The sequence below is a fragment of the Gracilibacillus dipsosauri genome (assembly GCF_003176895.1).
Taxonomy (GTDB): Bacteria; Bacillota; Bacilli; order Bacillales; family Amphibacillaceae; genus Gracilibacillus; species Gracilibacillus dipsosauri.
Map to the genome: position 1 here is coordinate 192,343 of NZ_QGTD01000008.1, position 25,363 is coordinate 217,705.

Here is a 25,363-nt window from a genome sequence, read left to right on the forward strand (position 1 = left end):
CATGAAGATGAGGATGTGACATAGTGTCCATAGAAGAGATCATGATGCTTATTGGTCGAACTTTATTTTATTATCTAGTAGTAGTTATTATTTTCCGTTTAATGGGAAAAAGAGAAATAGGGGAGCTAAGTTTATTAGATATTGTTGTCTACATTATGATTGCAGAAATTGCTGTACTTACAATCGATGATCTCAGCTTATTTTTTGGTTATGGTTTAATTCCAATGGCTATCCTATTAGGTATTCAGCGTTTAACCGCATGGATCTCACTGAAAAGTCCACTATTTCGTGCTTGGTTTGAAGGCAGGCCTGCTATAATAATTTCACAAGGAAAAATTGATGAATATGAAATGAAGAAAAATCGCTTTAATTTCGATGATTTACTGCAACAGTTACGTGAGAATGGGATTGAGAGCATTAATAAGGTCTCTTATGCTATTCTTGAGCCATCTGGTAAACTTTCGATCATTGAAAAAAAGCAGACAGATACATTGTTTAGTGAAAAAATAAATGGACTTGTACTTCCGTTAATTGTGGATGGAAAGATACAGAAGGATGCACTGAAACAAATTGGGAAGGATTCATCCTGGCTAGAAGATCAATTAAAAAAACGGGACTATCATGATCTAGATATGATTTCGTTTTGTTCCATCGATACGAATAAAGAATGGTATATAGATAAAAAAAATGAAAAATAGCACTCACTATGAAGTGCTATTTTTTTCGCAATTGTCGTATTTCCTCCAGACTGATAAACTTGAGGTTAAATAAAAGTAGAATATAAAAGCATAATAAGATGACCGCAATGACAAAGAATGTAACCATCTGGTGTAATTGGAATGAAAACAAATGGGAAAGTAACCAGCCTAGCCATGAGGTTAAACCAACCAAAACAATCATTTTAAATAGCATTACTAGCGGAATACGAAAACGAATGGTTCGGAACAGGGCAAATAAGTGAAGAATGGTTCCAATTACCACTCCAACACACATCGCAATAGCTGCACCATAGATACCAAACATTGGATTGGAAGTTAGGACGATTAAAACAATAAATTTAACCATCATAGCAATAATATTGTTCCACATTGCTTGCTTTGCTAGATCTAACGCTTGTAATGTGGCGTTTAAAGGAAATTGAATATACATAAATAAAAAGCATGGAGCCATAATTTTTAGAAAAAGGCTGGCATTATTGGTACCATACATATAGGTTAGGATCGCATCAGCAAATAAAGTTAAAATGACGGTAGCAATCGCCCCTGATGCAAAGGATAATCTAACCGCTTGATGGATGCGGTAATGTATTAATTTTTTGTGATTATGGGCATCTGCTTCACTAATATTCGGAACAAGGGCAACGGCTAACGAGTGGGTAATAAAAGTTGGTAAGTATAGTAATGGGATCGCATAACCGGTAAGTGCCCCATAAAGACTTGTCGCTACAGCTGTTTGGAACCCTGCAATGGCTAAGCTTTGCGATACGAGAATCGGCTCTAAAAAGTTTCCAATCGATCCGACCATTCGACTTGCCGTACTTGGCAATGCAATGGATAGTAGTCCGTTAAGTGTTTCTCTACCCGACTTAATATATTGCCAGAGATTCTGTCTTAGTTTAATTCGTTTTTTAAGCTTGAACATATGAAGCATTAGGAACAATGAAACAATCTCCCCTATAATTACGGCAAGCATAGCACCAGCAGCGGCAAATTCTAATCCATAAGGTGCAAGGAATTGAACAAGAATCATAATAAAAATGATCCTCACAATTTGTTCTAATACTTGAGCATAACTTTGTGGCTTCATATTTTGTCTACCTTGAAAATAACCACGAATGACAGCGGAGACTGCGCTAATTGGAATGATAGGGATAATCGCAAGCATTGGATAATACACTCTTGCATCGGTTAATAAATTCTCCGCAATATATGGAATAATGATATACATAAGTATAGAAGAAAAAATACTTAGAGTAATGGTAATACTTAGTGATATGACGAGAATTTGTTTAATTTTTTTAAAATCCTTGCGGGCGTCTGCTTCAGCGACTCGTTTGGAGATAGCAATAGGTAAACCAATCTGAGATATGGTGTACATGAGGAAAAGTGTGGGTAAGGCCATATTATATAACCCAATCCCTTCTTCCCCCATTATACGTGCCATTACAATTCGATTAATAAAACCGAGAAATCTGGTAATCATTCCTGCTATAATTAATATAATTGTTCCTTTTAAAAAATTTTGCTTGGTCACTTTGCTCGACCTACCTTCTCAAATGGAAAATTTTCATATACAATAATTTATATGCATGAGGAGAGGACAAGCATGACGATTTTCTTAAAAATGTATATAATGGAATAAGTATCTGTCAGATAGAAAGAGGATGGAGGGTTCCTAATGTGTGTGAGTAAACAGGTATCAGCTTGGAAACAGGATTTACAAGGAGTGTTAGAAAGTAAGGTCCACGAATTTCATATGCTTGAATATCACAAGACAACGAAGGATGATATATGGAATTGCCTAACGGAAAAAGTGTGGAAAGGAGATCCTGAAAAGAAATTATTTGAGGCTGTTCAAGATGTCCTTCATTTAAATGCGAATACATATATGAGTTATTTAACGATGCAATCATTTAAAGATACTAATTTACAGGAATCCATTAAAGCACTATTTGGAGAATAAGTTGTGTGTTGAATTTGTAGGGAGGCTTTACATATGATAAAAAAAGGAAGAATTGTTGCATTTTTTCTTATCGTCATTATTTTAGGTGCAACAATTGGTACGACATCTTCTAATGTTGCAAGCAAAATCAATCTAGGTCTTGATTTACAAGGAGGATTTGAGGTTCTATATGAAGTCAAGCCAATCGATAAAAGTCAGGAGGTTACACCAGAATTGCTAGAATCCACTGTTAGGATTCTTTCTGAACGTGTCAATGCACTAGGGGTAAGTGAACCTAGCTTTAATATTGAAGAACCAAATCGGATTCGCGTTCAATTAGCAGGTGTAAAGGACCAGGAGGAAGCTCGTGAACTTCTTGCAACACAAGCAGAATTATCATTCCGCGACGTGAATGATAAGGAATATCTTGATGGTTCTGACATTGTAGAAGGTAGTGCAAAACAAGATTTCGATCAAACAACAAATGAGCCAATCGTAACCGTCCAATTTAAAAATAAAGACCTATTTGGCGATGTCACCCAAGAAATTTATAACAACCCTGATTTAGAAAATCGAGTGGTTATTTGGATGGATTATGAAGATGGAGATTCCTATCAAACAGAAAAAACAAAGTCAGATCCAAAATTTATCTCTGCACCGGGCTTTAGTGAAGTATTAAGGACAACGGATATTCAAATTACAGGTAACTTTACGGTAGAATCTGCACAACGTCTTGCCGATGTATTGAATGCTGGATCTTTACCAGTAGATTTAGAAGAGGAATACTCTACTTCGGTGGGTGCACAATTTGGACAACAAGCATTAGATAAGACAATACTAGCAAGTCTCTTAGGTGTTTCACTTATCTTCATCTATATGATTGCTTATTACCGATTCCCTGGTATTATTGCGACGATTACATTGAGCATCTACATTTACTTAGTTTTACTAGTATTCCAATTAATGAACGGTGTTTTAACATTACCAGGTATTGCAGCACTTGTCTTAGGTGTTGGGATGGCAGTTGATGCGAATATCATTACGTATGAACGAATTAAAGAGGAACTTAAGCAAGGTAAAACAATCAAGACTGCTTTTAAGGCAGGAAATCAGCATTCTTTATCCACTATTTTTGATGCGAATATAACTACGATGATCGCAGCAGCCGTTTTGTTTATCTTTGGGACAAGCTCTGTAAAAGGGTTTGCTACATTACTATTAGTAAGTATTGTGCTTAGCTTTGTCACAGCGGTGTTTGGTTCACGATTGTTCCTAAGCTTTTGGGTAAATAGTAATTTCTTAAACAAACGTCCCGGCTGGTTTGGAGTGAAGAAGGATCAAATCCAAGATATAAACAGTAAAGAAGAAGTGCAAGCAAAGGTGTTTGGCCGTCAGTTTGATTTTGTTAAGCATCGCAAGAAATTTTTTACGGTTTCCCTAGCATTGGTCGTGATAGGAATTATATGCTTAGCTGTCTTCCGTTTGAATGTCGGAATTGATTTCACGTCAGGGTCTAGAATCGAAGTATTAGCCGATCAATCCTTAACTACAGAGGAAATGGAATCCCATTATGAAGCATTAGACCTTAATCCCGCAGGTCCTATCGTACTTTCTGGAGACAATCAAAACATCGCTGTAGCCAAATTTGATAAGGAGTTGTCCAAAGATAAAGTAGCAGAAATTCGTAGCTATTTTGAAGAGAAATACGGAAGCTCCCCAACGATTAATACCGTTTCTCCAGTTGTTGGGAAAGAGTTAGCGAAAAATGCTGTTTTAGCCGTATTGTATGCATCGGTTGGGATTATTATATACATTACCATCCGTTTTGAGTTTTACTCTGCGGTTACGGCTATTCTTGCTTTACTACATGATGCCTTTTTCATCTTGACATTCTTTAGTATAACCCGACTAGACTTTGACATCACCATCATTGCTGCAATTTTAACGATTGTTGGTTACTCCATTAATGATACGATCGTGACCTTTGACAGAATTCGAGAAAACTTAAAAAAGAAAAAGCGTGTGCGTTCATTCGGAGAACTTGCCCACATTGTGAATAAGAGTTTAATGGAAACCTTGACGAGAAGTATTAATACTGTTCTGACAGTCATTTTTGCTGCAGTCATGTTATTAATCTTTGGTGCGTCTTCGATAACTAATTTCTCGTTTGCATTGGTAATAGGTTTATTTGCAGGTACGTATTCCTCTTTATTCATTGCAGCACAGCTTTGGTTAGTGTGGAGAGGAAAATCGATCAAGGAAAAACCAATTGTATACAAGGAGAAGAAGTATAACGACAAGCCACAAGTTTAACATTGAGTAGATCTCTTATAATAATCTCTCCTATAATAGATAGCCTATTACAGGAGGGATTTTTAAATTCTAAAATCAAATGGCAAAAATCGACACAGGAAAGTTATTCCTTTATAATGAGGATAAGAAAATTCAACAATGAGGAGGCTTACAAATGAAAGGCCAAACCTATATCATCGTGACTGTGGTATTTGCACTCATTATCGCTATTTTTGCAGTGATCAATGTAGAACCAGTTGAAGTGAATTATTTATTCGGTACAGGTAGGGCGCCATTAATATTAATCATTCTTATTTCCGTATTGATGGGAGTGGTTGTAACAGCTACAGTTGGATTATTTCGATTAAGAACGGCGAATAAGGAAATCAAAAGACTGAGATCAGAACTAAGTGGAGAGAACCTAGATCCCTCTACTGAATTCACTGCAACCAATTCGCTCGATTCTGGAGAAAAGGATAGACAATAAGAGGAGTTCATGTTTCTGGGCATATGGATAACTGAATAATGAAAATAAGACAGTTGGAATAATTCTGTTTGCTACCCTTGATACACTTTTGTATAATAAGTGAGTCAGGGGTGAATTTATGTTAGCAAGTCAATCAAATTGGATTTTTACATATAAAGACGACGAAAATGCCCGTTATAGTGATATAGAAAATCTACCATATTCCACTATCGTAAAGCAGTTACTATGGCAACGAGGACTAAAGTCTGAAAAGGAAATCCATGACTTTTTACAACCAAATCTTGAAAACCTTCACGATCCGAGCTTGTTCTCTACCATTGAGTCAGCAGTAAACCGAGTAGAGAAGGCGATAGAACTAGGGGAAAGCATATTAGTTTACGGTGATTATGATGCAGATGGTGTCACCTCTACTACTGTAATGGTGGAGGCATTAAGAGAAAAAGGTGCCATGTGTGATTACTATATACCGAATCGTTTTACAGAAGGCTATGGTCCAAATAAAGCGGCATTCCAAGAGATTCACAGACAAGGCTTTCAGCTTATTATAACAGTAGATAATGGTATTGCAGGAACAGAGGAAATCGCTTATGCGAATGAATTAGGTATGGATGTAATTATTACAGACCATCACGAGGTACAGGAAGAATTACCAGATGCGCTAGCTATTATCCACCCAAAATGTGCAGAAGACTATCCATTCAAGGAATTGGCAGGAGTTGGTGTTGCTTTTAAATTTGCTACACAGTTACTCGGATATTTTCCAAAGAAATTTCTTGATTTAGTCGCTATAGGCACTATCGCTGATTTAGTACCTTTAGTAGGAGAAAATCGAGTTCTTGTATCATATGGATTAAAGGAAATGGCCACAACAGAACGAATTGGGCTACAAGCTTTAAAAAAGCAATGTTCTATTGATGGACAGGTGACAGAAGAGGATATTGGATTTCGAATTGGTCCAAGACTAAATGCAGTGGGTCGTTTACAGGATGCAAATATTGCGGTGGATCTACTATTAGCAACAGATCAAGAAGAAGCAGAGGAGTTAGTCCAATATGTACAGGAGTTGAATAAAGAGCGCCAAAAGATTGTCGCAAATATCGCAGAAGAAGCCATTGAGTTATTAGAGCAATCGGGTAATACCGAAGAAATGGATGTATTAGTCGTAGCCAAGGAAGGATGGAATCAAGGCGTGCTTGGTATCGTTGCTTCTAGACTCGTACAAACCTATCATCGACCTGCAATAGTGTTAGCTATTGATCCAGAATTAGAAACCGCTAAAGGGTCTGCACGAAGTATTGAAGGCTTTGACTTATTTAAAAATGGGATGGAACATAAGGATTTATTTACCCATTTCGGTGGACACGCTCAGGCTGCAGGGATGACACTCCCTAGAAAAAATATCGAGCCATTAAGAAAAGCGCTCGATCAACAAGCTAAAACTATCCTAACAGAAGAAGATTTTAAACCACAGCTGAAAATTGATGCGACAATACCATTAAAGGATATTGATATTGCGGTAATCAAAGAACTAGAACAGCTCGCGCCATTTGGAATGAATAATCCTAAGCCGAATTTACATATCGAAGCAACCCCAATTGAACTAAGGCAGATTGGGGCAACTAAAAATCATTTAAAGGTCAAATTGGAGCAAGCTGGTACAGTAATGGATGGGATCGGCTTTGGCTTAGGAGCTTTTTTTCATCAACTTTCTAAGGAGTCGAAGCTTGAGGCGGTTGTTGAACTTCAAATAAATGAATGGAATGGAATTCGCAAACCACAGGTATTTCTTAAGGATCTAGCAGTATCAGAGTGGCAGCTATTTGACTACCGTGGACAGCAATCATGGTTAAAGCATATTGACCCTACTTGTTCGGATCAATATTTTGTTTACTTTAAAGAAAATCTATATCAAGATGTAATCGATGCGGTAGAAGCTAGGCAAGTGATAGAAGAGAAAAAAACCGTAAATGCCTTGTACTTACTTGATTTACCAAATACATTAGAAGAATTAACCTTCCTTTTGCAAAAGGTGGAGTCTAGTAGAATTTACGCTTGTTTTCAGGCTAGAGAAAGCTCCTATTTTACTACTTTGCCAACGAGAGAGGAGTTTAAATGGCTGTATCAATTAATTTTACAGCGCCAATTTTTTGATTATAAAGTCGATGCTCCTAAGCTGGCAAGCTATAAAGGTTGGAAGCTAGAAAAAATAAAATTTATGTTCCAAGTTTTCCACGAGCTTAACTTTGTGACGAGAGAAGGTGGTCGTATTATACCGAAACAAAGTCCAGAAAAAAAAGATTTAACGGCATCTTCTTTATATCAAAGTCTTCAAGAGCAAAGGAAAGTAGAAGAAACTTTATATTTATCATCCTATCCGCAACTGAAAGCCTGGATAGATCAACAATTAAACACTGGTGCAGTGCCAGAGGAGGAAATGGTTTATGGATTATAAAAAGTATATAACAGTAGTCGAGGATTGGCCGAAGGAGGGTGTTCGATTCAAGGATATTACAACACTTATGGACAACGGTCCTGCCTTTAAGTCAGCAGTTAATGAAATCGTAGAATATGCGAAATCGAAACAAATTGATTTAGTAGTAGGCCCAGAGGCACGTGGATTCATTGTCGGTTGCCCGGTGTCCTATGCATTAGAAGTTGGATTTGCACCAGTTAGAAAAGAAGGAAAGCTTCCGCGTGAAGTAATAAAGGTCGATTATGGCTTAGAATATGGAAAGAATATACTTACGATTCATAAAGACGCTATAAAGCCAGGTCAAAGAGTGCTAATTACCGACGATTTACTCGCAACTGGTGGTACGATTGAAGCGACGATTAAGTTGGTAGAGGAACTCGGTGGTATAGTGGTCGGCTGTGCATTCTTAATTGAGTTAACTTATTTAGATGGACGTGACAAATTAGATGGCTATGATGTTTTAACTTTAATGGAATATTAATTAAAAAAGTGCTCTTCGGAGTGCTTTTTTGTACAATAAATGAATAATAATTCAACTAATTTTTTATCTCAGGAAGAAGCTTGTCGAGTTTTGCAAGAAAATTTAAGGAAAATTACTGTTTTTTTTGGTACACTATATAAAACAAACTTTTTAAAGAACATTGAACCATTTTCTCTTAGAAGCAACAACGCATACAATGTGGAAGTAGTAGTTTTAAGAATAAAGGTGATTACATGGCAAAGGACAAAATATTAACGCCTGATGAAATATTTGAACAAGCCGAAAGTTATTTAAACGACGAAGATATTCGGTTTATCAGAGAGGCTTATCAATATGCAGTAAAGGCACATGAAGGACAGTTTCGTAAGTCTGGTGAACCTTATATTATTCATCCAGTTCAGGTTGCAGGCATCTTAATTGATCTCAAATTAGACCCTGAAACCATAGCTGGTGGTTTTTTGCATGATGTGGTAGAAGACACATCGGTAACAGTTGAAGATCTAGAAAAAGATTTTAATGAAGAGGTTGCCATGCTTGTAGATGGGGTGACAAAGCTAGGAAAAATTAAATATATGTCCAAAGCTGCGCAACAAGCGGAAAATCATCGCAAAATGTTCATTGCGATGGCAAAGGATATACGCGTGATCTTGATTAAGCTTGCGGATAGATTGCATAATATGCGGACATTAAAGCATTTACCGACAGAAAAGCAGCGCCGTATTTCCAATGAAACTTTAGAAATCTTTGCGCCGCTTGCCCATCGTCTCGGTATTTCCACCATTAAATGGGAGCTTGAGGATACAGCATTACGTTACTTAAATCCTCAGCAATATTACCGAATTGTTCATTTAATGAAACAAAAGCGTGAAGAAAGAGAAAACTATATCCAAGAAGTGATGGATGAAGTAAAAAAACAACTAGATGAAGTGAATATCTATGCAGAATTTTCCGGTCGTCCGAAACATTTGTATAGCATTTATCGAAAAATGATGATACAAAAAAAACAATTTAATGAAATATACGATTTATTAGCGGTAAGAATCATTGTGAACAGCATCAAGGATTGTTATGCCGTCCTTGGTATCATTCATACATGTTGGAAGCCGATGCCAGGAAGGTTTAAGGATTATATTGCCATGCCGAAGCCTAATCTATATCAATCCTTACACACAACCGTAATTGGACCAAAGGGTGCACCTTTAGAAGTACAAATACGAACAAAAGAAATGCATGAAATCGCCGAGTTCGGGATTGCTGCACATTGGGCATACAAAGAAGGGAAAAGGTTAAAGCAAAATCAGCATTCCAATGAAGATAAGCTAGCATGGTTTAGGGAAATTTTAGAATGGCAAAACGATGCACATGATGCGGAAGAGTTTATGGAATCATTAAAGGTAGATTTATTCTCTGACATGGTATATGTATTCACTCCAAAGGGAGAAGTAATTGAATTACCGCGAGGATCTGTGCCAATTGATTTTGCTTATAAAATTCATACAGAGGTAGGAAATCATACGATCGGTGCTAAAATTAATGGTAAAATGGAGCCATTAGACTATCGGTTGAAAAATGGTGACATTGTAGAGATTATGACATCCAAGCACTCTTATGGACCATCACAGGATTGGCTAAAAGTGACGCAAACATCACAAGCTAAGAATAAAATTAAGCAATTTTTCAAGAAACAACGTCGTGATGAAAATGTGACGAAAGGGCGAGAGCTTGTAGAGCAAGAGATTAAGGCGGCTGGTTTTGAACCAAAAGATGTCATGACAGAAGAGAATATTACATTGGCGATGGAAAAGTTCAGCTTTACTTCTGAAGAGGATATGTTTGCAGCAGTTGGCTATCACGGAATTACAGCAGCACAAATTGTGACAAGAATGACAGAGAAGCTCCGAGAGCATGATGAAAACCAGAATATTGAAGAAACGATTGAAAAGGTAAACGCAAGTGGTGAAACAATTAAGAAGAAATCAAAACGAGATTCTGGGGTGAAAGTTGAAGGCGTGGAAAACATGCTAATAAGACTTTCCAAGTGCTGTAATCCCGTACCCGGAGATGAGATAATTGGCTATATAACCAAAGGTCGAGGTGTATCCGTCCACCGTAAAGATTGTCCTAATGTGAATACAGATGAGGCAAAGGATCGATTAATTTATGTAGAATGGGAAAATGAGGAGTCTGAATCAAAATCTTATCATGTAGATTTAGAAATCTCAGGTTATGACAGAAGAGGTTTGCTTAATGATGTCCTTCAGGTAATTAATGAATCAAAGACAAACATTATTGCCGTTAATGGACGATCTGACCGTAACAAGATTGCTGTCATTCATGTGACTATTTTGATACACAATATTGGTCATCTTCGTAGAATAGTGGATCGCTTAAAACAGATCGGGGATGTCTATACAGTGGAAAGAACGATTCAATAAGGTAGGTTAGCACGATGAAAGTAATATTGCAAAGAGCAAAAGATGCTGAAGTTAACGTAAAAGATGCTTCCGTTGGTAAAATAGAGAATGGTTTTGTTGCATTGGTGGGGATCACTCACGGGGACACAGAAGAGGACTTGGAGTATCTTGTCAACAAAACGATACATTTAAGAATCTTTGAGGATAATCAAGGGAAGATGAACCTATCATTAAAGGATATTGGTGGCAGTATCTTATCGATTTCTCAATTCACCTTATACGCTGATTGCCGCAAAGGAAGAAGACCAAATTTTATGCAAGCAGCTAAGCCAGCTCAAGCAGAAAAGCTATATGAACAATGGAACCGAAAACTACGGAATAATGGAATAACGGTCGAAACAGGTGCTTTTGGCGAAATGATGAACGTAAGTTTTACAAATGTAGGTCCTGTAACAATTATCCTCGATTCAGCAGAACGTAAATAAAAAGATCAAAACCCTTCAATAGAAAACAAACTATTGGAGGGTTTGCTATTGTCTGAGAATGGTAATAACGATCATTTATTGAAATAATCATACAAGCCCATTATAATTCCTCTACTCATGGATTCTAAGAAAACATTTGATCTAAGATGACTTTCTTCTTCTCGATTGGAGAGAAATCCCAATTCTAGAAGTAAGGATGGACGGTGATTCATTCGTAACACCTGTAAATCCTCTTGAACTACTCCACGATCATTCATCCCAGTTTGTGAAAGGATGCCTTTGTGTACATATTTAGCCAACGATTGATCCGTGTCACTATAATAGTAAGTCCCCACACCTTTAACGTCCGGTAGCTCAGGAGTACTATTATAATGAAGACTCAAAAAAACATCTGGAAACTTAGAACCTGAATAAGTGGTACGGCTTGTAAGAGAAACATAGTAGTTTTTGTTTCTGGTAAGATATACCTTCGCTCCATGAGCTTCCAGCATTTCTTTTAGGACAAACGATGTTTTTAACGTGTAGTTACTTTCATAGCCACCACTTGCTCCAATCGCTCCAACATCAATTCCTCCATGACCTGGGTCAATCACGATTATCTTACCATTTAAATCAGAAACTGAAGAATGAAAATCCTTTATTTCTGATGTTGTAGGGGAGGCTTGAGTAGTCGTTGTGCTTTTTTCATTCTCTTCGGATTCCTGCATTTCCTTTTCAACAATTTGAGCATAATCTTTATGTATCCAACCATTTTCAGTAGCAAGTTCAATTTTAATCCATTCGTCTACTTCTTCAATAATACGATAAGTATCAGGTGGATTAACCTGTGCAATGACTTCATATTCTGTTCCTGGCCCATTACGCACATTTAGATTTTCTCCCTCAATTTGCGCTTGTTTTGCATAAAGATAACATGACATGGAAAAAATAATGATCGAACTAATAAAAAGCATAAATAATAGCTTTTTCTTCACAAACGGTACGCTCCTTTGTCTTTTCTCGTTTATATTTTAACGAAAAATAGATGGAAATAAAAGTGAAAAAGGAAGAGGATTTCATGAGAACCAATTTTAAACAAAATCTTATACTGTCCTCAAGTAGTGTAAATACAAGGAAAATACATGGTTATACAGATTATGTTGCCAATGATAATAAGTTTAATATCGCTCAAGCGGCGAATATTACCATTCATTCAACACAAAAATGGAAGAAAAGCACTCATCTATCTTGACAAAAGTCTTTTCCAACGATTATGATAGAAACAATTCCATAATATGATACGATGAAAGCATGTGAAGGAAATAGTAGCTGATGTCAACGGTAGAAAAGAGAGAGAATTCCTATGGCTGAAAGAATTCTTACTAACCGTCTTTAGTGAATGACATTCTGGAGGCTTTATACTGAATGAAGTAGGTATAAACGTAGGCAGGCGTTAACTGTTTGAGTGGGAGTAATATGGATTACTTCAACTAGGGTGGCAACACGGGTATAACTCTCGTCCCTTTTTTGGGATGAGAGTTTTTCTAATTCTCCAGATTGAAAAGAAAAAGCTAATTACAGAATATTAAATAGGGGGAAATGCTATGAAAGCACCTAGAGGAACACAGGATTTATTACCTGGTGTTTCAGATAAGTGGCAATATGTCGAAGGTAAATTGAAGGAATTAAGTAATCTCTATCAATATAAAGAGATTCGAACTCCAATATTCGAGCATACCGAATTATTTGAGCGAGGTGTCGGTGATACAACCGATATTGTCCAAAAAGAGATGTATACCTTTACGGATAAGGGAGATCGCAGTATTACATTAAGACCTGAAGGAACTGCATCTGTAGTAAGAGCGTTTGTTCAGCACAAGCTATTTGGAAGTCCAAGCCAACCTACTAAGCTTTTTTATATCGGACCAATGTTTCGCTATGAACGTCCTCAGCAAGGAAGAATGCGACAATTTGTCCAATATGGAGTAGAGGCATTAGGTAGTGCGGATCCAGCAATTGATGCAGAGGTAATATCTCTTGCAATGAATGCCTATCAATCACTTGGTTTAAAGTCGTTGAAGCTTGTCATTAATAGCTTAGGAGATCAGGAAAGCAGAGAAAATCACCGTCAAGCATTGATCGATCATTTCACACCAGTGAAGGAAGAGCTTTGCTCGGATTGTCAAACAAGACTGGAGCAAAATCCGCTTCGAGTGCTTGATTGTAAGAAGGATCGTGATCATGAAGCAATGGCAACAGCTCCGTCTATCTTAGACTATTTAAATGAGGAGTCCAGTCAATATTTTGAAAAGGTTCAAGCATATTTGGATGCCATGAACATTTCCTATATTGTGGATAAAAATCTAGTTCGAGGTTTAGATTATTATAATCACACTGCCTTTGAAATAATGAGTGATGCACAAGGATTTGGTGCTATAACGACCTTATCTGGCGGGGGACGCTATAATGGATTAGTTCAAGAGCTTGGCGGACCGGAAACACCTGGAATAGGTTTTGCTATGAGTATTGAACGTCTACTTATGGCTTTAGAAGCAGAAGGTGTCGATTTACCGATCGATGAGCGATTAGATTGCTATGTTATCTCGATCGGAGATGAAGCTAATATAAAAGCAGCATCCATTGTGAATAAATTACGAGAATCAGGTATTCAAGTCGACAAGGATTATCAAGGTAAAAAAATGAAAGCACAATTTAAAGCAGCAGATCGTTTACAAGCAAAATTCGTCCTCGTTCTGGGTGAGGATGAGTTAGCAAATAATCAAATTGCGGTGAAAAATATGGATTCTGGTGAGCAAGATACCATCGAATTAGAGCAATTAAACGGATATTTACAAAGATTGTTGTAAGGGGGACTATAGATGAAAAATCGTACATTAGCTGGTACATTATCAAAAAAAGATGAAAAAAAAGAAGTTGTGTTAAAAGGTTGGGTACAAAAGCGAAGGGACTTAGGTGAAATTATTTTCATTGATCTTCGTGACCGCTCAGGTGTTGTTCAAACCGTTTTTAATGCGGAAATTTCAAAAGAGGCGTTGGTCATTGCAGATAGTGTGAGAAGTGAGTATGTCGTTGAAATAAAAGGGGAAGTAGTTGAAAGGGATGAAGATACAATCAATCCTAAAATTGCTACAGGAGAGATTGAAGTCCTTGTAAGTGAAATAAAAATACTAAACGCTTCATTGAACCCACCATTTTCCTTAACTGATGATATCGATGTTTCTGAGGATATTCGATTAAAATACCGTTATTTAGATTTGCGACGTGAAGTAATGCAAGAAACCTTCAAACTACGTCATAAGGCAACACAGTCTATTCGTGCTTTTTTAAATGATGAGTCATTTTTAGAAATGGAAACACCTATGTTAACGAAAAGTACACCAGAAGGGGCACGTGATTATTTAGTACCGAGTCGTGTTCATGAAGGGTATTTTTATGCATTACCGCAATCTCCACAGATTTTTAAACAGCTTTTAATGGTGGCAGGATTTGAGAAATATTATCAATTTGCTCGATGCTTCCGTGATGAGGATTTAAGAGCGGATCGTCAACCAGAGTTTACGCAAATTGATATCGAAACATCGTTTATGTCGATGGATGATATCTTGGATATGACAGAAAGAATGATGAAGAAAGTCATGAAAGAAGTTAAGGGTATAGATGTGCAAACACCATTTTTACGCATGCCGTATGATGAAGCAATGGAGCGTTTTGGATCAGATAAACCAGATGTTCGTTTTGGTATGGAGTTAGTGAGTTTATCAGACGTTGTAAAAGAGTCTAGCTTTAAAGTTTTCCGCGAAGCAGTGGAAAACGGAGGTAAAGTTAGTGGTCTGAATCTGAAAGGAAAAGCTGACCAATATTCTCGTAAAGATTTAGACAATATGACAGACTTTGCTAAAATCTATGGAGCAAAGGGTCTAGCTTGGTTAAAAGTGGAGGAAGAGGGATTAGTAGGCCCCATTGCAAAGTTCTTCTCAGAAGAAGAACAAAACCAATTCCGCTCCTTGCTTGAAGCGGAAGCAGGAGACCTATTATTCTTTGTAGCAGATAAGAAGCAGGTTGTATTCGATACTTTAGGTGCTTTACGTCTGAAGCTTGCGAAGGAGCATCATCTGATTGACGAAAGCAAATATGAATTTTTATGGATTACAGATTGGCCGTTGCTAGAGTATGATGAAGAGGCGGGTCGCTACCATGCAGCTCATCATCCGTTTACCATGCCAATGGAATCTGATTTAGATAAGTTAGATACAGATCCAGGTGCGGTACGTGCACAGGCTTATGATTTAGTGTTAAATGGATATGAGCTTGGTGGAGGTTCTTTACGTATTTATCAAAGAGAGATGCAAAACCAAATGTTTGAAAAGCTAGGCTTTACCAAAGAAGAAGCGGAAGCACAGTTTGGATTCTTATTGGATGCATTAGAGTATGGAGCACCACCACATGGGGGAATTGCGTTTGGCTTCGATCGTTTTATCATGCTGCTTGCCGGTCGCACAAATCTACGAGATACGATTTTATTCCCAAAAACAGCATCAGCCCAGGATCCGATGACGGAAGCTCCAAGTCCAGTAGATATCAAGCAACTGAATGAATTGCATCTAAAATTAAACTAAATGGAGTCGACATTGTAAAGAAATTGTAAACTTGAAAATCAAGTGAAAATATGCTATGATTTATTTACAAAATGATAAACAAATCCTGATGTGTTCGTCGGATCAATGACGTTTTGACCGAACACCATTAACATCGGGAGCCCAGTGTTCCTACATGGTGTGCAAGCCACTTTACTTAGGAAGCGAATGTGGAAGTATGAAGTGTAGGACAGGGCACCCACCTGCCTTGAGCGGGATCAAAACTTCATCACTACGACGGCACAATTGGGATTTCGATACATACACGGAACACATCTGAGGAAGGTGTGTTTTTTTGTTCTATTTAGGTGAAATTTAAAAAAAGACTACTTTGATCTTTTTCTGGCTAAAAATAGCAAAAAACTGAGCAAAAGCTCAGTTTTTTATTTTGCGACCTGTTCAAGATTTCCGTTCTTATCCATGCGGAATTTAGGTACGGGTCGTGGTTGTTCTTCATCAAAGACTACCATTTTTCTGGCGCGTTCTACAATCTGCATAAAAGCCTGATAGTCTTCATGCATTGTTTGTAATTCTTGTTCTAATTCTTGTACTCTTTTTCGGTGAGTTTCTAGCTGTGTTTGAAGTTGTTCTTTTTCTTGAATTAATCTTTCCATATTAGACTGGGAATATTTCATTTGTTGCTGTTCTTTCTTAAGGAATTGCAAATAGCGTATGACTTGACTCAAATCTAAGGAAGATTGAGGGGCCACATCTTGCATAGCAGGCTTGGTTTCTTCTTTTTTCCAATTCCAAATAAAGGAATCCTCTTGTGAACTATTATCAAATACCTCTTCTTCCTCTGGTAAATGAAGATTAGTAGTTGTTGTAGTAGTATTTTGCTCTTTGTTTGCGAGAGCCCTTTTTCGATCTTTTCGTTGTTTTTTTGCAATTTGAACCGCTTGTTCATAGCTTTGGCGAACTTCAGCATTCCATCTGAATCCACAAGCAGCTGATGTACGGTTTAACTTGTCCCCTACTTCATCGAATGCTTTTAATTGTGTGCTCCCTTCCCTAATATGACGTAGCACAGTCTCTGCTAGTAGCAAATCATCCTCATGAGACCATGCATCCTGACGTACTTTGGCCATTTCCTTCACTCCTTGTTTTTCTAATCAATAATTTTTGTGATAGATTATATAGATCTAAACTAGATTCATAATCGTACGTGTTTGAGCTTATTCCTTATTGTGACCAGAAAAACAAGATTTAAACATTACTTTTTTAAATTATCATAAATTTGCTTAATATTTTTTTCGAATTTACCAGTTTCTTTTGGATGATAATATTGCTTATGTTTGATTTTGTCAGGTAGATATTGTTGCTTCACCCACCCAGCATCATAAGCATGAGGATACTTATAATCAAGTCCTCTACCAAGTGCCTTTGCTCCTTGGTAATGTGCATCCTTTAAGTGTGCAGGTACCTCCCCAGTATCGCCTTTTCTAATATCAGATAAGGCGGCATCAATCGCCATGATCGCACTATTGGATTTAGGTGAAAGACATAGCTCTATAATTGCTGCAGATAGTGGAATTCTTGCTTCAGGAAATCCTACTCTCTCAGCAGATTCAATTGCAGAGAGTGTATGTGGGCCTGCCTGTGGATTTGCTAGTCCAATATCTTCATAGGCACATACGAGCATTCTCCTTGCAATACTATCCAAATCCCCGGCTTCGATAAGCCTTGCTAAATAATGGAGGGCTGCATCTACATCACTTCCACGAATAGATTTCTGAAAGGCTGATAAAACATCATAATGTGCATCCCCGCCTTTATCATGAGAGAAGCTTTTCTTTTGCATGGACGCCTCTGCATTAGCTAAATTGATTACAATCTTACCTTCTTCATTTTTCGGTGTAGAGTAGGCAGCAAGTTCTAATCCGTTTAATGCTGCTCTTAAATCACCATTTGCTGCATTTGCAAAATGTTCTTTTGCATCTTGTTGGAGGGAAATAGGGAGGGCTCCTAGCCCGTTTGTTGTATCGTGAATAGCTCGCTCTAAAGCTTCTAAAATATCCTCTTGCTCTAAAGGATAGAGTTCAAAAATATGAGACCTACTTCTAATAGCAGGGTTAATCGAATGATACGGATTGCTTGTAGTACAACCAATTAACGTGATTAGATTAGACTCAACGTGTGGAAGCAAGAAGTCTTGTTTGGCTTTATCCAAGCGATGCACCTCATCAAGTATGACGACAAGTTGACCAGACATTTTCGCTTCTTCTACCGCAATTTGCATATCCTTTTTCTTATCAATCGCAGCGTTCAATAATTTATAGCGTAGGCTGAGGCTGTTTGCAATTCCAATTGCCATAGATGTTTTGCCTGTCCCTGGTGGACCGTATAATACCATAGAATGAAGTCTATTTGCCTCTACCATTCTTCTGATCATTTTACCCTCGCCAACAAGATGTTTTTGTCCGATTACATCATCAATATGTTGAGGACGCATGCGAAATGCTAAAGGTTTACCTGACACTAAGATCACTTCCTTATTAGAAATGGAGTTATTTAACACTATTTATGAGATAGAGTATTTGTATTATAAATATTACGCTTGACTTTTTTATCCTTTTTCTATATAATTATAGAATTTGCAAATAGATTATATTATTGGCATTCCCTTAAGCTTTTCCATAATCATTCTGCAATAAATCTATCATTCATGCTATAATAGCAACTAATGACAAACTTTTCTAGACATAAGATAAATTTGATGGAGATATTTTAAAATGAGGTGTATGTATGAAAATCTCGACAAAAGGTAGATATGGATTAACCATTATGATCGAATTAGCAAAACAAAATGGCAATGGACCCATTTCTCTAAAATCGATTGCCAAAGAAAATAATTTATCAGAGCATTATTTAGAGCAATTAGTAGCTCCATTAAGAAATGCCAGCCTTGTGAAAAGTGTTCGTGGAGCTTATGGAGGTTATGTGCTTGCAAAGGAACCAGATGATATTACTGCAGGGGATATTATACGTATATTAGAAGGTCCGATTACCCCTGTAGAGGGCATAGAAAATGAAGAGCCAGCAAAGCAAGAACTGTGGATTCGAATCCGTGATGCGGTCAAAGAAGTATTGGATACCACCACGTTACAGGATCTCTCCAACTATGGAGAGCAAGGAACACAGGACCCTTACATGTTCTATATTTAAGAGAGAAAGGCTGACAACGAATGAATGCAATTTATTTGGACCATGCAGCAACATCTCCTATGCACCCAAAGGTTATTGAGGAAATGACAAAATGCATGCATGATCAATATGGAAATCCTTCGAGTGTTCACTCCTTTGGTCGAAAATCGAGACAAATACTTGATCGAGCTCGACTCGTAGCAGCTCAATCTATTGGAGCTAATGAGAAGGATATTGTCTTTACAAGTGGTGGAACAGAAGCAGATAACCTTGCCATTCTAGGTGTGGCAAATGAATCGACAAAAGGGAAGCACATCATTACAACCAAAATAGAGCATCATGCGGTATTGCACACTACTGAATATCTAGAAAAACATGGATATCGCGTAACCTATTTGGATGTAGATGAAGATGGTTTAGTCAGTGTAGAAGAGTTAAAAAGAGCTTTAACAGATGATACGATTCTAGTCACAGTAATGATGGTAAATAATGAAACAGGTGTTATTCAGCCAATTAGAGAAATTGGTGAACTGCTGAGAGATCATCCTGCTGTATTCCATTCAGATGCTGTACAAGCATATGGAATGCTACCAATTAATGTACAAGAATTAGGGGTAGACCTTTTAACTGTCTCCTCCCATAAAATTAATGGACCAAAAGGGTTAGGATTCTTATATTCACATCCTAATGTTCGATTAAATCCACGACAATTCGGAGGAGAACAGGAACGGAAGCGGCGTCCAGGCACAGAAAATGTAGCAGGTATTGCAGGATTTACCGAAGCAATTAAGCTTGCACAAGCAGAAAGGGAACTAAGGTATGAAATGTACCTTCATTATAATCAGACATTCATCCATGTCTTAAAAGAAGAAGGCGTACATTTCGAAATAAATGGGAACGATAGTCCTAGAGTACCTACTATAACAAACATTAGCTTTCCAGGTACAAATGTGGAACAATTGCTAACCAATTTTGATCTAAGTGGAGTTGCTGCATCAAGTGGAAGTGCATGTACAGCAGGTTCAGTTGAGCCATCTCATGTATTAAGTGCAATGTTTACCGAAAATAGTGCCTGTACAACGAACTCCATACGCTTTAGTTTTGGGCTTGCCAATAATGAAGAAAATATTTTAGAAGCAGCAAGACGTGTTGCTCAAATTGTCAAAAGGTTAACAACAAACTAAAAATGAGGTGATACAGATGAAAAGACCTGAAGACACACGTGTAGTTGTAGGAATGAGTGGTGGGGTGGATTCTTCTGTTACAGCACTATTATTGAAACAACAAGGCTATGATGTTGTTGGAATATTTATGAAAAACTGGGATGATACCGACGAGACAGGCTTTTGTACCGCAACTGAAGACTTCGATGATGTCGTTCGTGTATGTAACCAATTAGACATTCCATATTATGCAGTCAATTTTGAAAAACAATATTGGGATAAAGTCTTCACTTACTTTTTGGATGAATATAAAGCTGGGAGAACGCCAAATCCGGATGTGATGTGTAATAAAGAAATTAAGTTTAAAGCCTTTTTAGAGCATGCATTATCACTAGGCGCTGATTATGTGGCAACTGGCCATTATGCACAAATACGCCGCATTGGTGACAGAGTAGAAATGCTTCGAGGAGTAGATGATAACAAAGATCAAACCTACTTCTTAAATCAATTGTCAGAAGAAGTATTAGAGAAAGTAATGTTCCCATTAGGACATCTACCAAAATCCGAAGTGCGTCGCATTGCCACTGAAAATGGCTTGGCAACAGCCACCAAAAAAGATAGTACCGGTATTTGTTTTATCGGTGAGCGCAATTTCAAGGAATTTTTAAGTGAATATTTACCAGCACAGCCAGGTAAAATCATGACTTTATCGGGAGAAGTAAAAGGTGAGCATGATGGCTTAATGTATTATACCATCGGTCAAAGACAAGGCCTTGGTATTGGGGGGGCAGGTGGCCCGTGGTTTGTTGTCGGTAAAAACCTTCAGGAAAATGTTCTATATGTTGGAGCAGACTACCATAATGATGCCCTCTATTCTGATGGGTTATTGGCTACAGATCTAAATTGGATTAATGAGGCACCTATAGAAGCCTTCCATTGTACGGCAAAATTCCGCTATCGCCAAAAGGATAGTGGAGTGACTGTCTACCCGAATACCGATGGAACAGTAAAAGTCGTTTTTGATGACAGTGAAAGAGCGATTACGCCAGGCCAAGCAGTTGTCTTCTATCAAAATGAAGTCTGTTTAGGTGGGGGAACCATTAACGAAATCATCAAAAATGATAAATTTTTGGATTATGTAGGATAGTTTTTCGAGAAAATGCTTTAGTAATAAGTACTATAAGAAAGTGCGTATATTGATACAAATTTTAAGTATCAGTATACGCCTTTTTGTTTGTATATATTAATAAGAATGATCAAATTATCAGTATGAACTCCCCTCTCTTTGTTTTTTCATTAAAATCAAGTAAAATAGGTGCATGGAGGTTTTAAATGATGAAAGAAATGGACCAAGGAATACAATATATGAAAGAAGGTAAGCTTGAAGAAGCGGCCAAGTACTTTACAGGAGCAATAGAACAAAACCCAAACGACCCAATACATTATATAAATTTTGGAAACTTACTTTTACATATGAAAGACTATGGGCGTGCCCAGAAGTTTTATCAAAAGGCGACTCAATTAGATGAAGAAGCAGCCACCGCTTTTTATGGCTTAGGCAACGTTTATTTTGAACAAGATGAATTTAATGACGCGAGAGTCAATTTTCAAAAGGCATTAACATTAGGACTTGATGAAGCGGATGTCTATTTTATGCTTGGATTGTCTTGTTTATATGATGAGAAATTCAAGCATGCGTTACCATACTTACAACGAGCCACCGAATTAAATGGAGAGGATGCAGATGTCTGGTTCCAATATGGTCTTGCCCTGGCCCAAACAGAACAATTAACCAATGCAAAAGAAGTTTTTATAAAAGTATTAGAGCTTGAAACAAATCATAGTGATGCCCACTATAATTTAGGGGTTATTAGCTTGTTTAATGAGAACATCCAAGAGGCGTTAGCACACTTTACTAGAGCGCTCGAAATTCAGCCTGAACATATTCTTGCGGCTAACGGGAAGAATCAAATCGAAAAAATGCTTGCAGATAATGAGTGAATAAAGGGGTATAGGCAATGTCAACAGATCCAATTGTTGAACAAAAAAATTTTATAAAAGGGGAAATGATCCATACCATATTCGAAAATAAACAAGAGCATTTTTCGATAGCAAAGATCAAAGTATTGGAAACAAATCAAGAGCTTTCTGAAAAAGAGATTGTTGTAAAAGGGTATTTTCGAAGATTAGATCCAGGAGAAACGTATGAATTTTATGGAAGAATGGTTGAGCATAAACGATTTGGACGACAATTTCAAGTGGATAGCTACCAACGATTTCTGCCTGAATCAAAGGAAGGTGTCATTGCTTATTTATCTAGTGATTTATTTCCCGGTATTGGTAAAAAAACAGCAGAAAGAATAGTAACGGTATTAGGAGAAGCGGCCTTATCCAAAATTTTAAATGACCAATCTGTATTGGAACAGGTCAATGGATTACCTAAAGACAAACAAGAGAAAATATATCAAATATTACATGAAAACCAGGGTTTTGAGCATATAGTAATAGAATTATCTAAATATGGTTTCGGATTAAAAATGGCACAAAAAATGTACAGCGCCTATCGTGAGAAGACATTGGAGTATCTCATCGAAAATCCTTATTTATTTGTGTTTGAAGTGGAAGGTTTCGGCTTTTTAAGAGCAGATCAAATTGCCCGTCAAAATGGGATTACAGTAGACCATCCAACAAGACTACAGGCAGCTTGTATCTTTGTATTACAAAATAGTATACAGGATGGAAATGTCTATTTGCCTATGGATGTTTTACTTGGTGAAATGGATCAACTTCTTCAAGGGGAAGAAAATAATATAGAAGCAGAGAAGTTGACTGCTGAAATTGTGGAACTAAATAAGAAAAAAGAAATTATTGTGACAGATAAAAAGGCATATTTGCCTTCACTTTATTATTCTGAAACAGGATTTTGTGCGCAAGTGAAGCGAATTGCGGACAAGAGCCAAGAAAAGGCTTTTACCGATGCAGAGCTTTTGAAAATAGTTGGAGATATTGAAGAAAAAGAAACCATAAGCTACGGAAAAGAACAATACGAGGCAATAGAAACAGCCTTGTCGGAAAAAATAATGATTTTAACAGGTGGTCCAGGGACAGGGAAAACAACAGTAATCAAGGGTATTATTAATGCTTATGCTCAGATACATGACTTTTCAATTGATAAGGCCGATTATGATGACAGTGAGGAATACCCTTTTATACTTACTGCACCGACTGGAAGAGCAGCAAAAAGACTTAAGGAATCCACTGGCATAGAGAGTATGACTATTCATCGATTACTAGGCTGGGATGGACATGAAACTTTCGATAAGGATGAAAACAATCGAATTACAGGGAAAATAATTGTCATCGATGAGTTTTCGATGGTAGACATATGGCTTGCTTATCAATTGTTCCGAGCTATACCTAGTGATATGCAAGTCTTGATCGTCGGTGATGAAGATCAATTACCATCTGTTGGACCTGGTCAAGTTTTGGCAGATTTATTGGCAAGTAAAGTAGTAAAGTCCATTCAGCTAACAGAAGTATATCGCCAAAAGGAAGGGTCAAAAATAATCCAGCTTGCTCACGAGATTAAAAATGGTCAGGTGGAGAAAGAAACGCTTGTGAAAGCTAATGATTTTAATTTTTTTAAATGTTCTGATTATCAGGTTGTCGATATTGTGAAGCAAATAGTGAAAAAGGCACACGATAAAGGTGTCGATCTACGACAAATTCAAGTGCTTGCACCAATGTATCGATCAAAGGCAGGAATCCATCGATTAAACGAAGAACTACAAAAAGTGTTAAATCCTTCCGTGCCTGGTAGAAGAGAAATGCGTTTTGGAGAGATGGTTTTCCGAAAAGGAGATAAAGTGATCCAGCTCGTTAATCAGCCCGAGGATGGAGTTTTCAATGGGGATATTGGAGAGGTAGTAGCCATTTTTGAAAAGGATGAAAATATGGAGCAAGAGGAACAAGTAGTGGTGGCCTTTGAAGACCGAGAGGTTCCTTATGCTAAAACAGATTTAATGAATTTAATGCATGCTTATTGTACGTCAATTCATAAATCTCAAGGGAGCGAGTTTGCTATTGTTATACTTCCAATTATTAGGGGGTATAACCGAATGCTTCGAAAAAACTTAATTTATACAGCTATCACTCGTGCTAAGCAATCGCTTGTCATTTGCGGAGATGAGGATGCATTTTTAAAAGGGGTGCTAACAGAGGATACCAATCAACGCTACTCTTCCTTAGTGGAGTTTTTACAAGAACTTTTTGGCATGGAGAAGAAGGAAGAGCTTAAGGAAATAGAAAGTGACGATGAAACAGCTACTGAAAAGACAGCAGATGAGTTGCTATTACAGGTGAAGGTTGGCCAAGAGGATTTTTCGCCTTATGATTTTATGGAAGATTAAGTGAAGATTTATTGGAAATTAGCTGTGCTACTTATTCTAATAGTTTCACTAATTAACAGGTTTCCGAGGTGGCGGTTGTTTTGAACAATATATCACAGTTGCATGCTGTACAAATCTTAATTAAGTACTGATTTGAGATGAGGACTAGCGAAAATGGTACTTATAACAGTTTTAAGTACCAATTTGAGACGAGGACTAGCAAAATGGTACTTATTACAGTTTTAAGTACCAATTTGAGATGAGGACTAGCGAAAATGGTACTTATTACAGTTTTAAGTACTAATTTGAGATGAGGACTAGCGAAAATGGCTCTTATGGCAGCCCCACTGTTAGAGCTTTTCCATACAGGCGTTTGGCATAACAAGTATCAATCATAAAACCTTCACTCACTCATTGAATACATTGTTTCCACAATAGAAAAAAAGTACGGCAAAAGATCATTTCTTTCATTTATCCATCCTTATGATGTGTATAAAAATCCTTATTATGGAAAGGATGTATGGTAAAAACGTAAGAAATGAGGGAACTTTGGTGATTTGCCCAAACTGCAGAAGCAAGGATATTGGAATTATTGGGACTAACCAGTATTATTGCTGGAATTGTTATATAGAGCTATCAATACAAAATGATCTCCTTCACCTTCACGAAGTAGAAATGGATGGTTCCTTAAGCTCTTTAGATGACCTTTTTTCCGATGAGGAAAGAAGAGTAGAGAGGTAA

General features: G+C 37.3%; 21 protein-coding genes, 1 other RNA gene and 1 other annotated feature. Of the genes, 18 read left to right on the forward strand and 4 right to left on the reverse strand.

Annotated features, from left to right (window positions below):
* Positions 1–23: 23 nt before the first annotated feature.
* Positions 24–698: a DUF421 domain-containing protein gene (locus DLJ74_RS07925; protein WP_425454572.1), complete on the forward strand. Its 675-nt coding sequence runs from the start codon at positions 24–26 to the stop codon at positions 696–698.
* Between the two features lie 16 nt (positions 699–714).
* Here the strand turns inward: DLJ74_RS07925 and spoVB are convergent, their stop codons facing one another.
* On the reverse strand, positions 715–2,253 hold the full coding sequence (gene spoVB, locus DLJ74_RS07930) for a stage V sporulation protein B (protein WP_109984074.1): 1,539 nt from the start codon (positions 2,251–2,253) through the stop codon (positions 715–717).
* Positions 2,254–2,397: 144 nt separating this feature from the next.
* Here spoVB and DLJ74_RS07935 point away from each other — a divergent pair, with 144 nt between their 5' ends.
* The 7 genes from DLJ74_RS07935 to dtd all read left to right on the forward strand — a co-directional run bounded on the left by DLJ74_RS07935 (position 2,398) and on the right by dtd (position 11,293).
* Positions 2,398–2,682: a post-transcriptional regulator gene (locus tag DLJ74_RS07935; RefSeq protein WP_054859183.1), complete on the forward strand. Its 285-nt coding sequence runs from the start codon at positions 2,398–2,400 to the stop codon at positions 2,680–2,682.
* Positions 2,683–2,715: 33 nt separating this feature from the next.
* Positions 2,716–4,974 (forward strand): protein translocase subunit SecDF, encoded by a 2,259-nt coding sequence (secDF, locus tag DLJ74_RS07940; RefSeq protein WP_109984075.1) that lies wholly within the window; start codon positions 2,716–2,718, stop codon positions 4,972–4,974.
* 154 nt (positions 4,975–5,128) lie between these two features.
* The gene (locus DLJ74_RS07945; RefSeq protein WP_109984076.1) at positions 5,129–5,440 is read left to right on the forward strand and encodes a LapA family protein; all 312 of its coding nucleotides are present in this window, start codon (positions 5,129–5,131) and stop codon (positions 5,438–5,440) included.
* Positions 5,441–5,558: 118 nt separating this feature from the next.
* Positions 5,559–7,892: a single-stranded-DNA-specific exonuclease RecJ gene (gene recJ / locus DLJ74_RS07950; protein WP_109984077.1), complete on the forward strand. Its 2,334-nt coding sequence runs from the start codon at positions 5,559–5,561 to the stop codon at positions 7,890–7,892.
* Positions 7,882–8,394: an adenine phosphoribosyltransferase gene (locus tag DLJ74_RS07955; protein ID WP_054787799.1), complete on the forward strand. Its 513-nt coding sequence runs from the start codon at positions 7,882–7,884 to the stop codon at positions 8,392–8,394. Before recJ ends, DLJ74_RS07955 begins: the two co-directional genes overlap by 11 nt.
* A gap of 233 nt (positions 8,395–8,627) precedes the next feature.
* Positions 8,628–10,829 (forward strand): RelA/SpoT family protein, encoded by a 2,202-nt coding sequence (locus DLJ74_RS07960; RefSeq protein ID WP_109984078.1) that lies wholly within the window; start codon positions 8,628–8,630, stop codon positions 10,827–10,829.
* A 14-nt stretch (positions 10,830–10,843) separates the two neighbouring features.
* Complete coding sequence (dtd, locus tag DLJ74_RS07965; RefSeq protein WP_109984079.1) at positions 10,844–11,293, forward strand: D-aminoacyl-tRNA deacylase; 450 nt, start codon at positions 10,844–10,846, stop codon at positions 11,291–11,293.
* A 71-nt stretch (positions 11,294–11,364) separates the two neighbouring features.
* Here the strand turns inward: dtd and DLJ74_RS07970 are convergent, their stop codons facing one another.
* A complete protein-coding gene (locus tag DLJ74_RS07970; protein ID WP_109984080.1) occupies positions 11,365–12,267 on the reverse strand; it encodes an N-acetylmuramoyl-L-alanine amidase family protein in 903 nt (300 codons plus the stop codon).
* 83 nt (positions 12,268–12,350) lie between these two features.
* Here DLJ74_RS07970 and DLJ74_RS20420 point away from each other — a divergent pair, with 83 nt between their 5' ends.
* From DLJ74_RS20420 to ssrS, 4 genes are all read left to right on the forward strand, one after another.
* Entirely contained in the window at positions 12,351–12,524 is a 174-nt protein-coding gene (locus DLJ74_RS20420; RefSeq protein ID WP_181397471.1) for a hypothetical protein, read from the forward strand.
* Positions 12,525–12,575: 51 nt separating this feature from the next.
* Positions 12,576–12,799: a binding site (T-box leader), on the forward strand.
* A gap of 77 nt (positions 12,800–12,876) precedes the next feature.
* Positions 12,877–14,139, forward strand: coding sequence for a histidine--tRNA ligase (gene hisS / locus DLJ74_RS07975; protein ID WP_109984081.1), 1,263 nt, complete (start codon positions 12,877–12,879; stop codon positions 14,137–14,139).
* A 12-nt stretch (positions 14,140–14,151) separates the two neighbouring features.
* A complete protein-coding gene (aspS, locus tag DLJ74_RS07980) occupies positions 14,152–15,909 on the forward strand; it encodes an aspartate--tRNA ligase (protein ID WP_109984082.1) in 1,758 nt (585 codons plus the stop codon).
* 79 nt (positions 15,910–15,988) lie between these two features.
* Positions 15,989–16,184: non-coding RNA, 6S RNA (gene ssrS / locus DLJ74_RS07985), on the forward strand.
* Between the two features lie 126 nt (positions 16,185–16,310).
* Here the strand turns inward: ssrS and DLJ74_RS07990 are convergent.
* The gene (locus DLJ74_RS07990) at positions 16,311–17,015 is read right to left on the reverse strand and encodes an RsfA family transcriptional regulator (RefSeq protein WP_109984083.1); all 705 of its coding nucleotides are present in this window, start codon (positions 17,013–17,015) and stop codon (positions 16,311–16,313) included.
* Positions 17,016–17,140: 125 nt separating this feature from the next.
* On the reverse strand, positions 17,141–18,406 hold the full coding sequence (locus tag DLJ74_RS07995; RefSeq protein WP_109984084.1) for a replication-associated recombination protein A: 1,266 nt from the start codon (positions 18,404–18,406) through the stop codon (positions 17,141–17,143).
* A gap of 266 nt (positions 18,407–18,672) precedes the next feature.
* Between DLJ74_RS07995 and cymR the strand changes: the two genes are divergently transcribed.
* From cymR to DLJ74_RS20745, 6 genes are all read left to right on the forward strand, one after another.
* Complete coding sequence (gene cymR / locus DLJ74_RS08000) at positions 18,673–19,092, forward strand: cysteine metabolism transcriptional regulator CymR (RefSeq protein ID WP_109984085.1); 420 nt, start codon at positions 18,673–18,675, stop codon at positions 19,090–19,092.
* Between the two features lie 20 nt (positions 19,093–19,112).
* Entirely contained in the window at positions 19,113–20,255 is a 1,143-nt protein-coding gene (locus tag DLJ74_RS08005; RefSeq protein WP_054787792.1) for a cysteine desulfurase family protein, read from the forward strand.
* Positions 20,256–20,271: 16 nt separating this feature from the next.
* Entirely contained in the window at positions 20,272–21,381 is a 1,110-nt protein-coding gene (gene mnmA, locus DLJ74_RS08010; protein ID WP_109984086.1) for a tRNA 2-thiouridine(34) synthase MnmA, read from the forward strand.
* A 185-nt stretch (positions 21,382–21,566) separates the two neighbouring features.
* Positions 21,567–22,235, forward strand: coding sequence for a tetratricopeptide repeat protein (locus DLJ74_RS08015; protein WP_342767734.1), 669 nt, complete (start codon positions 21,567–21,569; stop codon positions 22,233–22,235).
* Positions 22,236–22,252: 17 nt separating this feature from the next.
* The gene (gene recD2, locus DLJ74_RS08020; RefSeq protein WP_109984087.1) at positions 22,253–24,643 is read left to right on the forward strand and encodes an SF1B family DNA helicase RecD2; all 2,391 of its coding nucleotides are present in this window, start codon (positions 22,253–22,255) and stop codon (positions 24,641–24,643) included.
* A 495-nt stretch (positions 24,644–25,138) separates the two neighbouring features.
* On the forward strand, positions 25,139–25,363 hold the full coding sequence (locus tag DLJ74_RS20745) for a hypothetical protein (protein ID WP_245902316.1): 225 nt from the start codon (positions 25,139–25,141) through the stop codon (positions 25,361–25,363).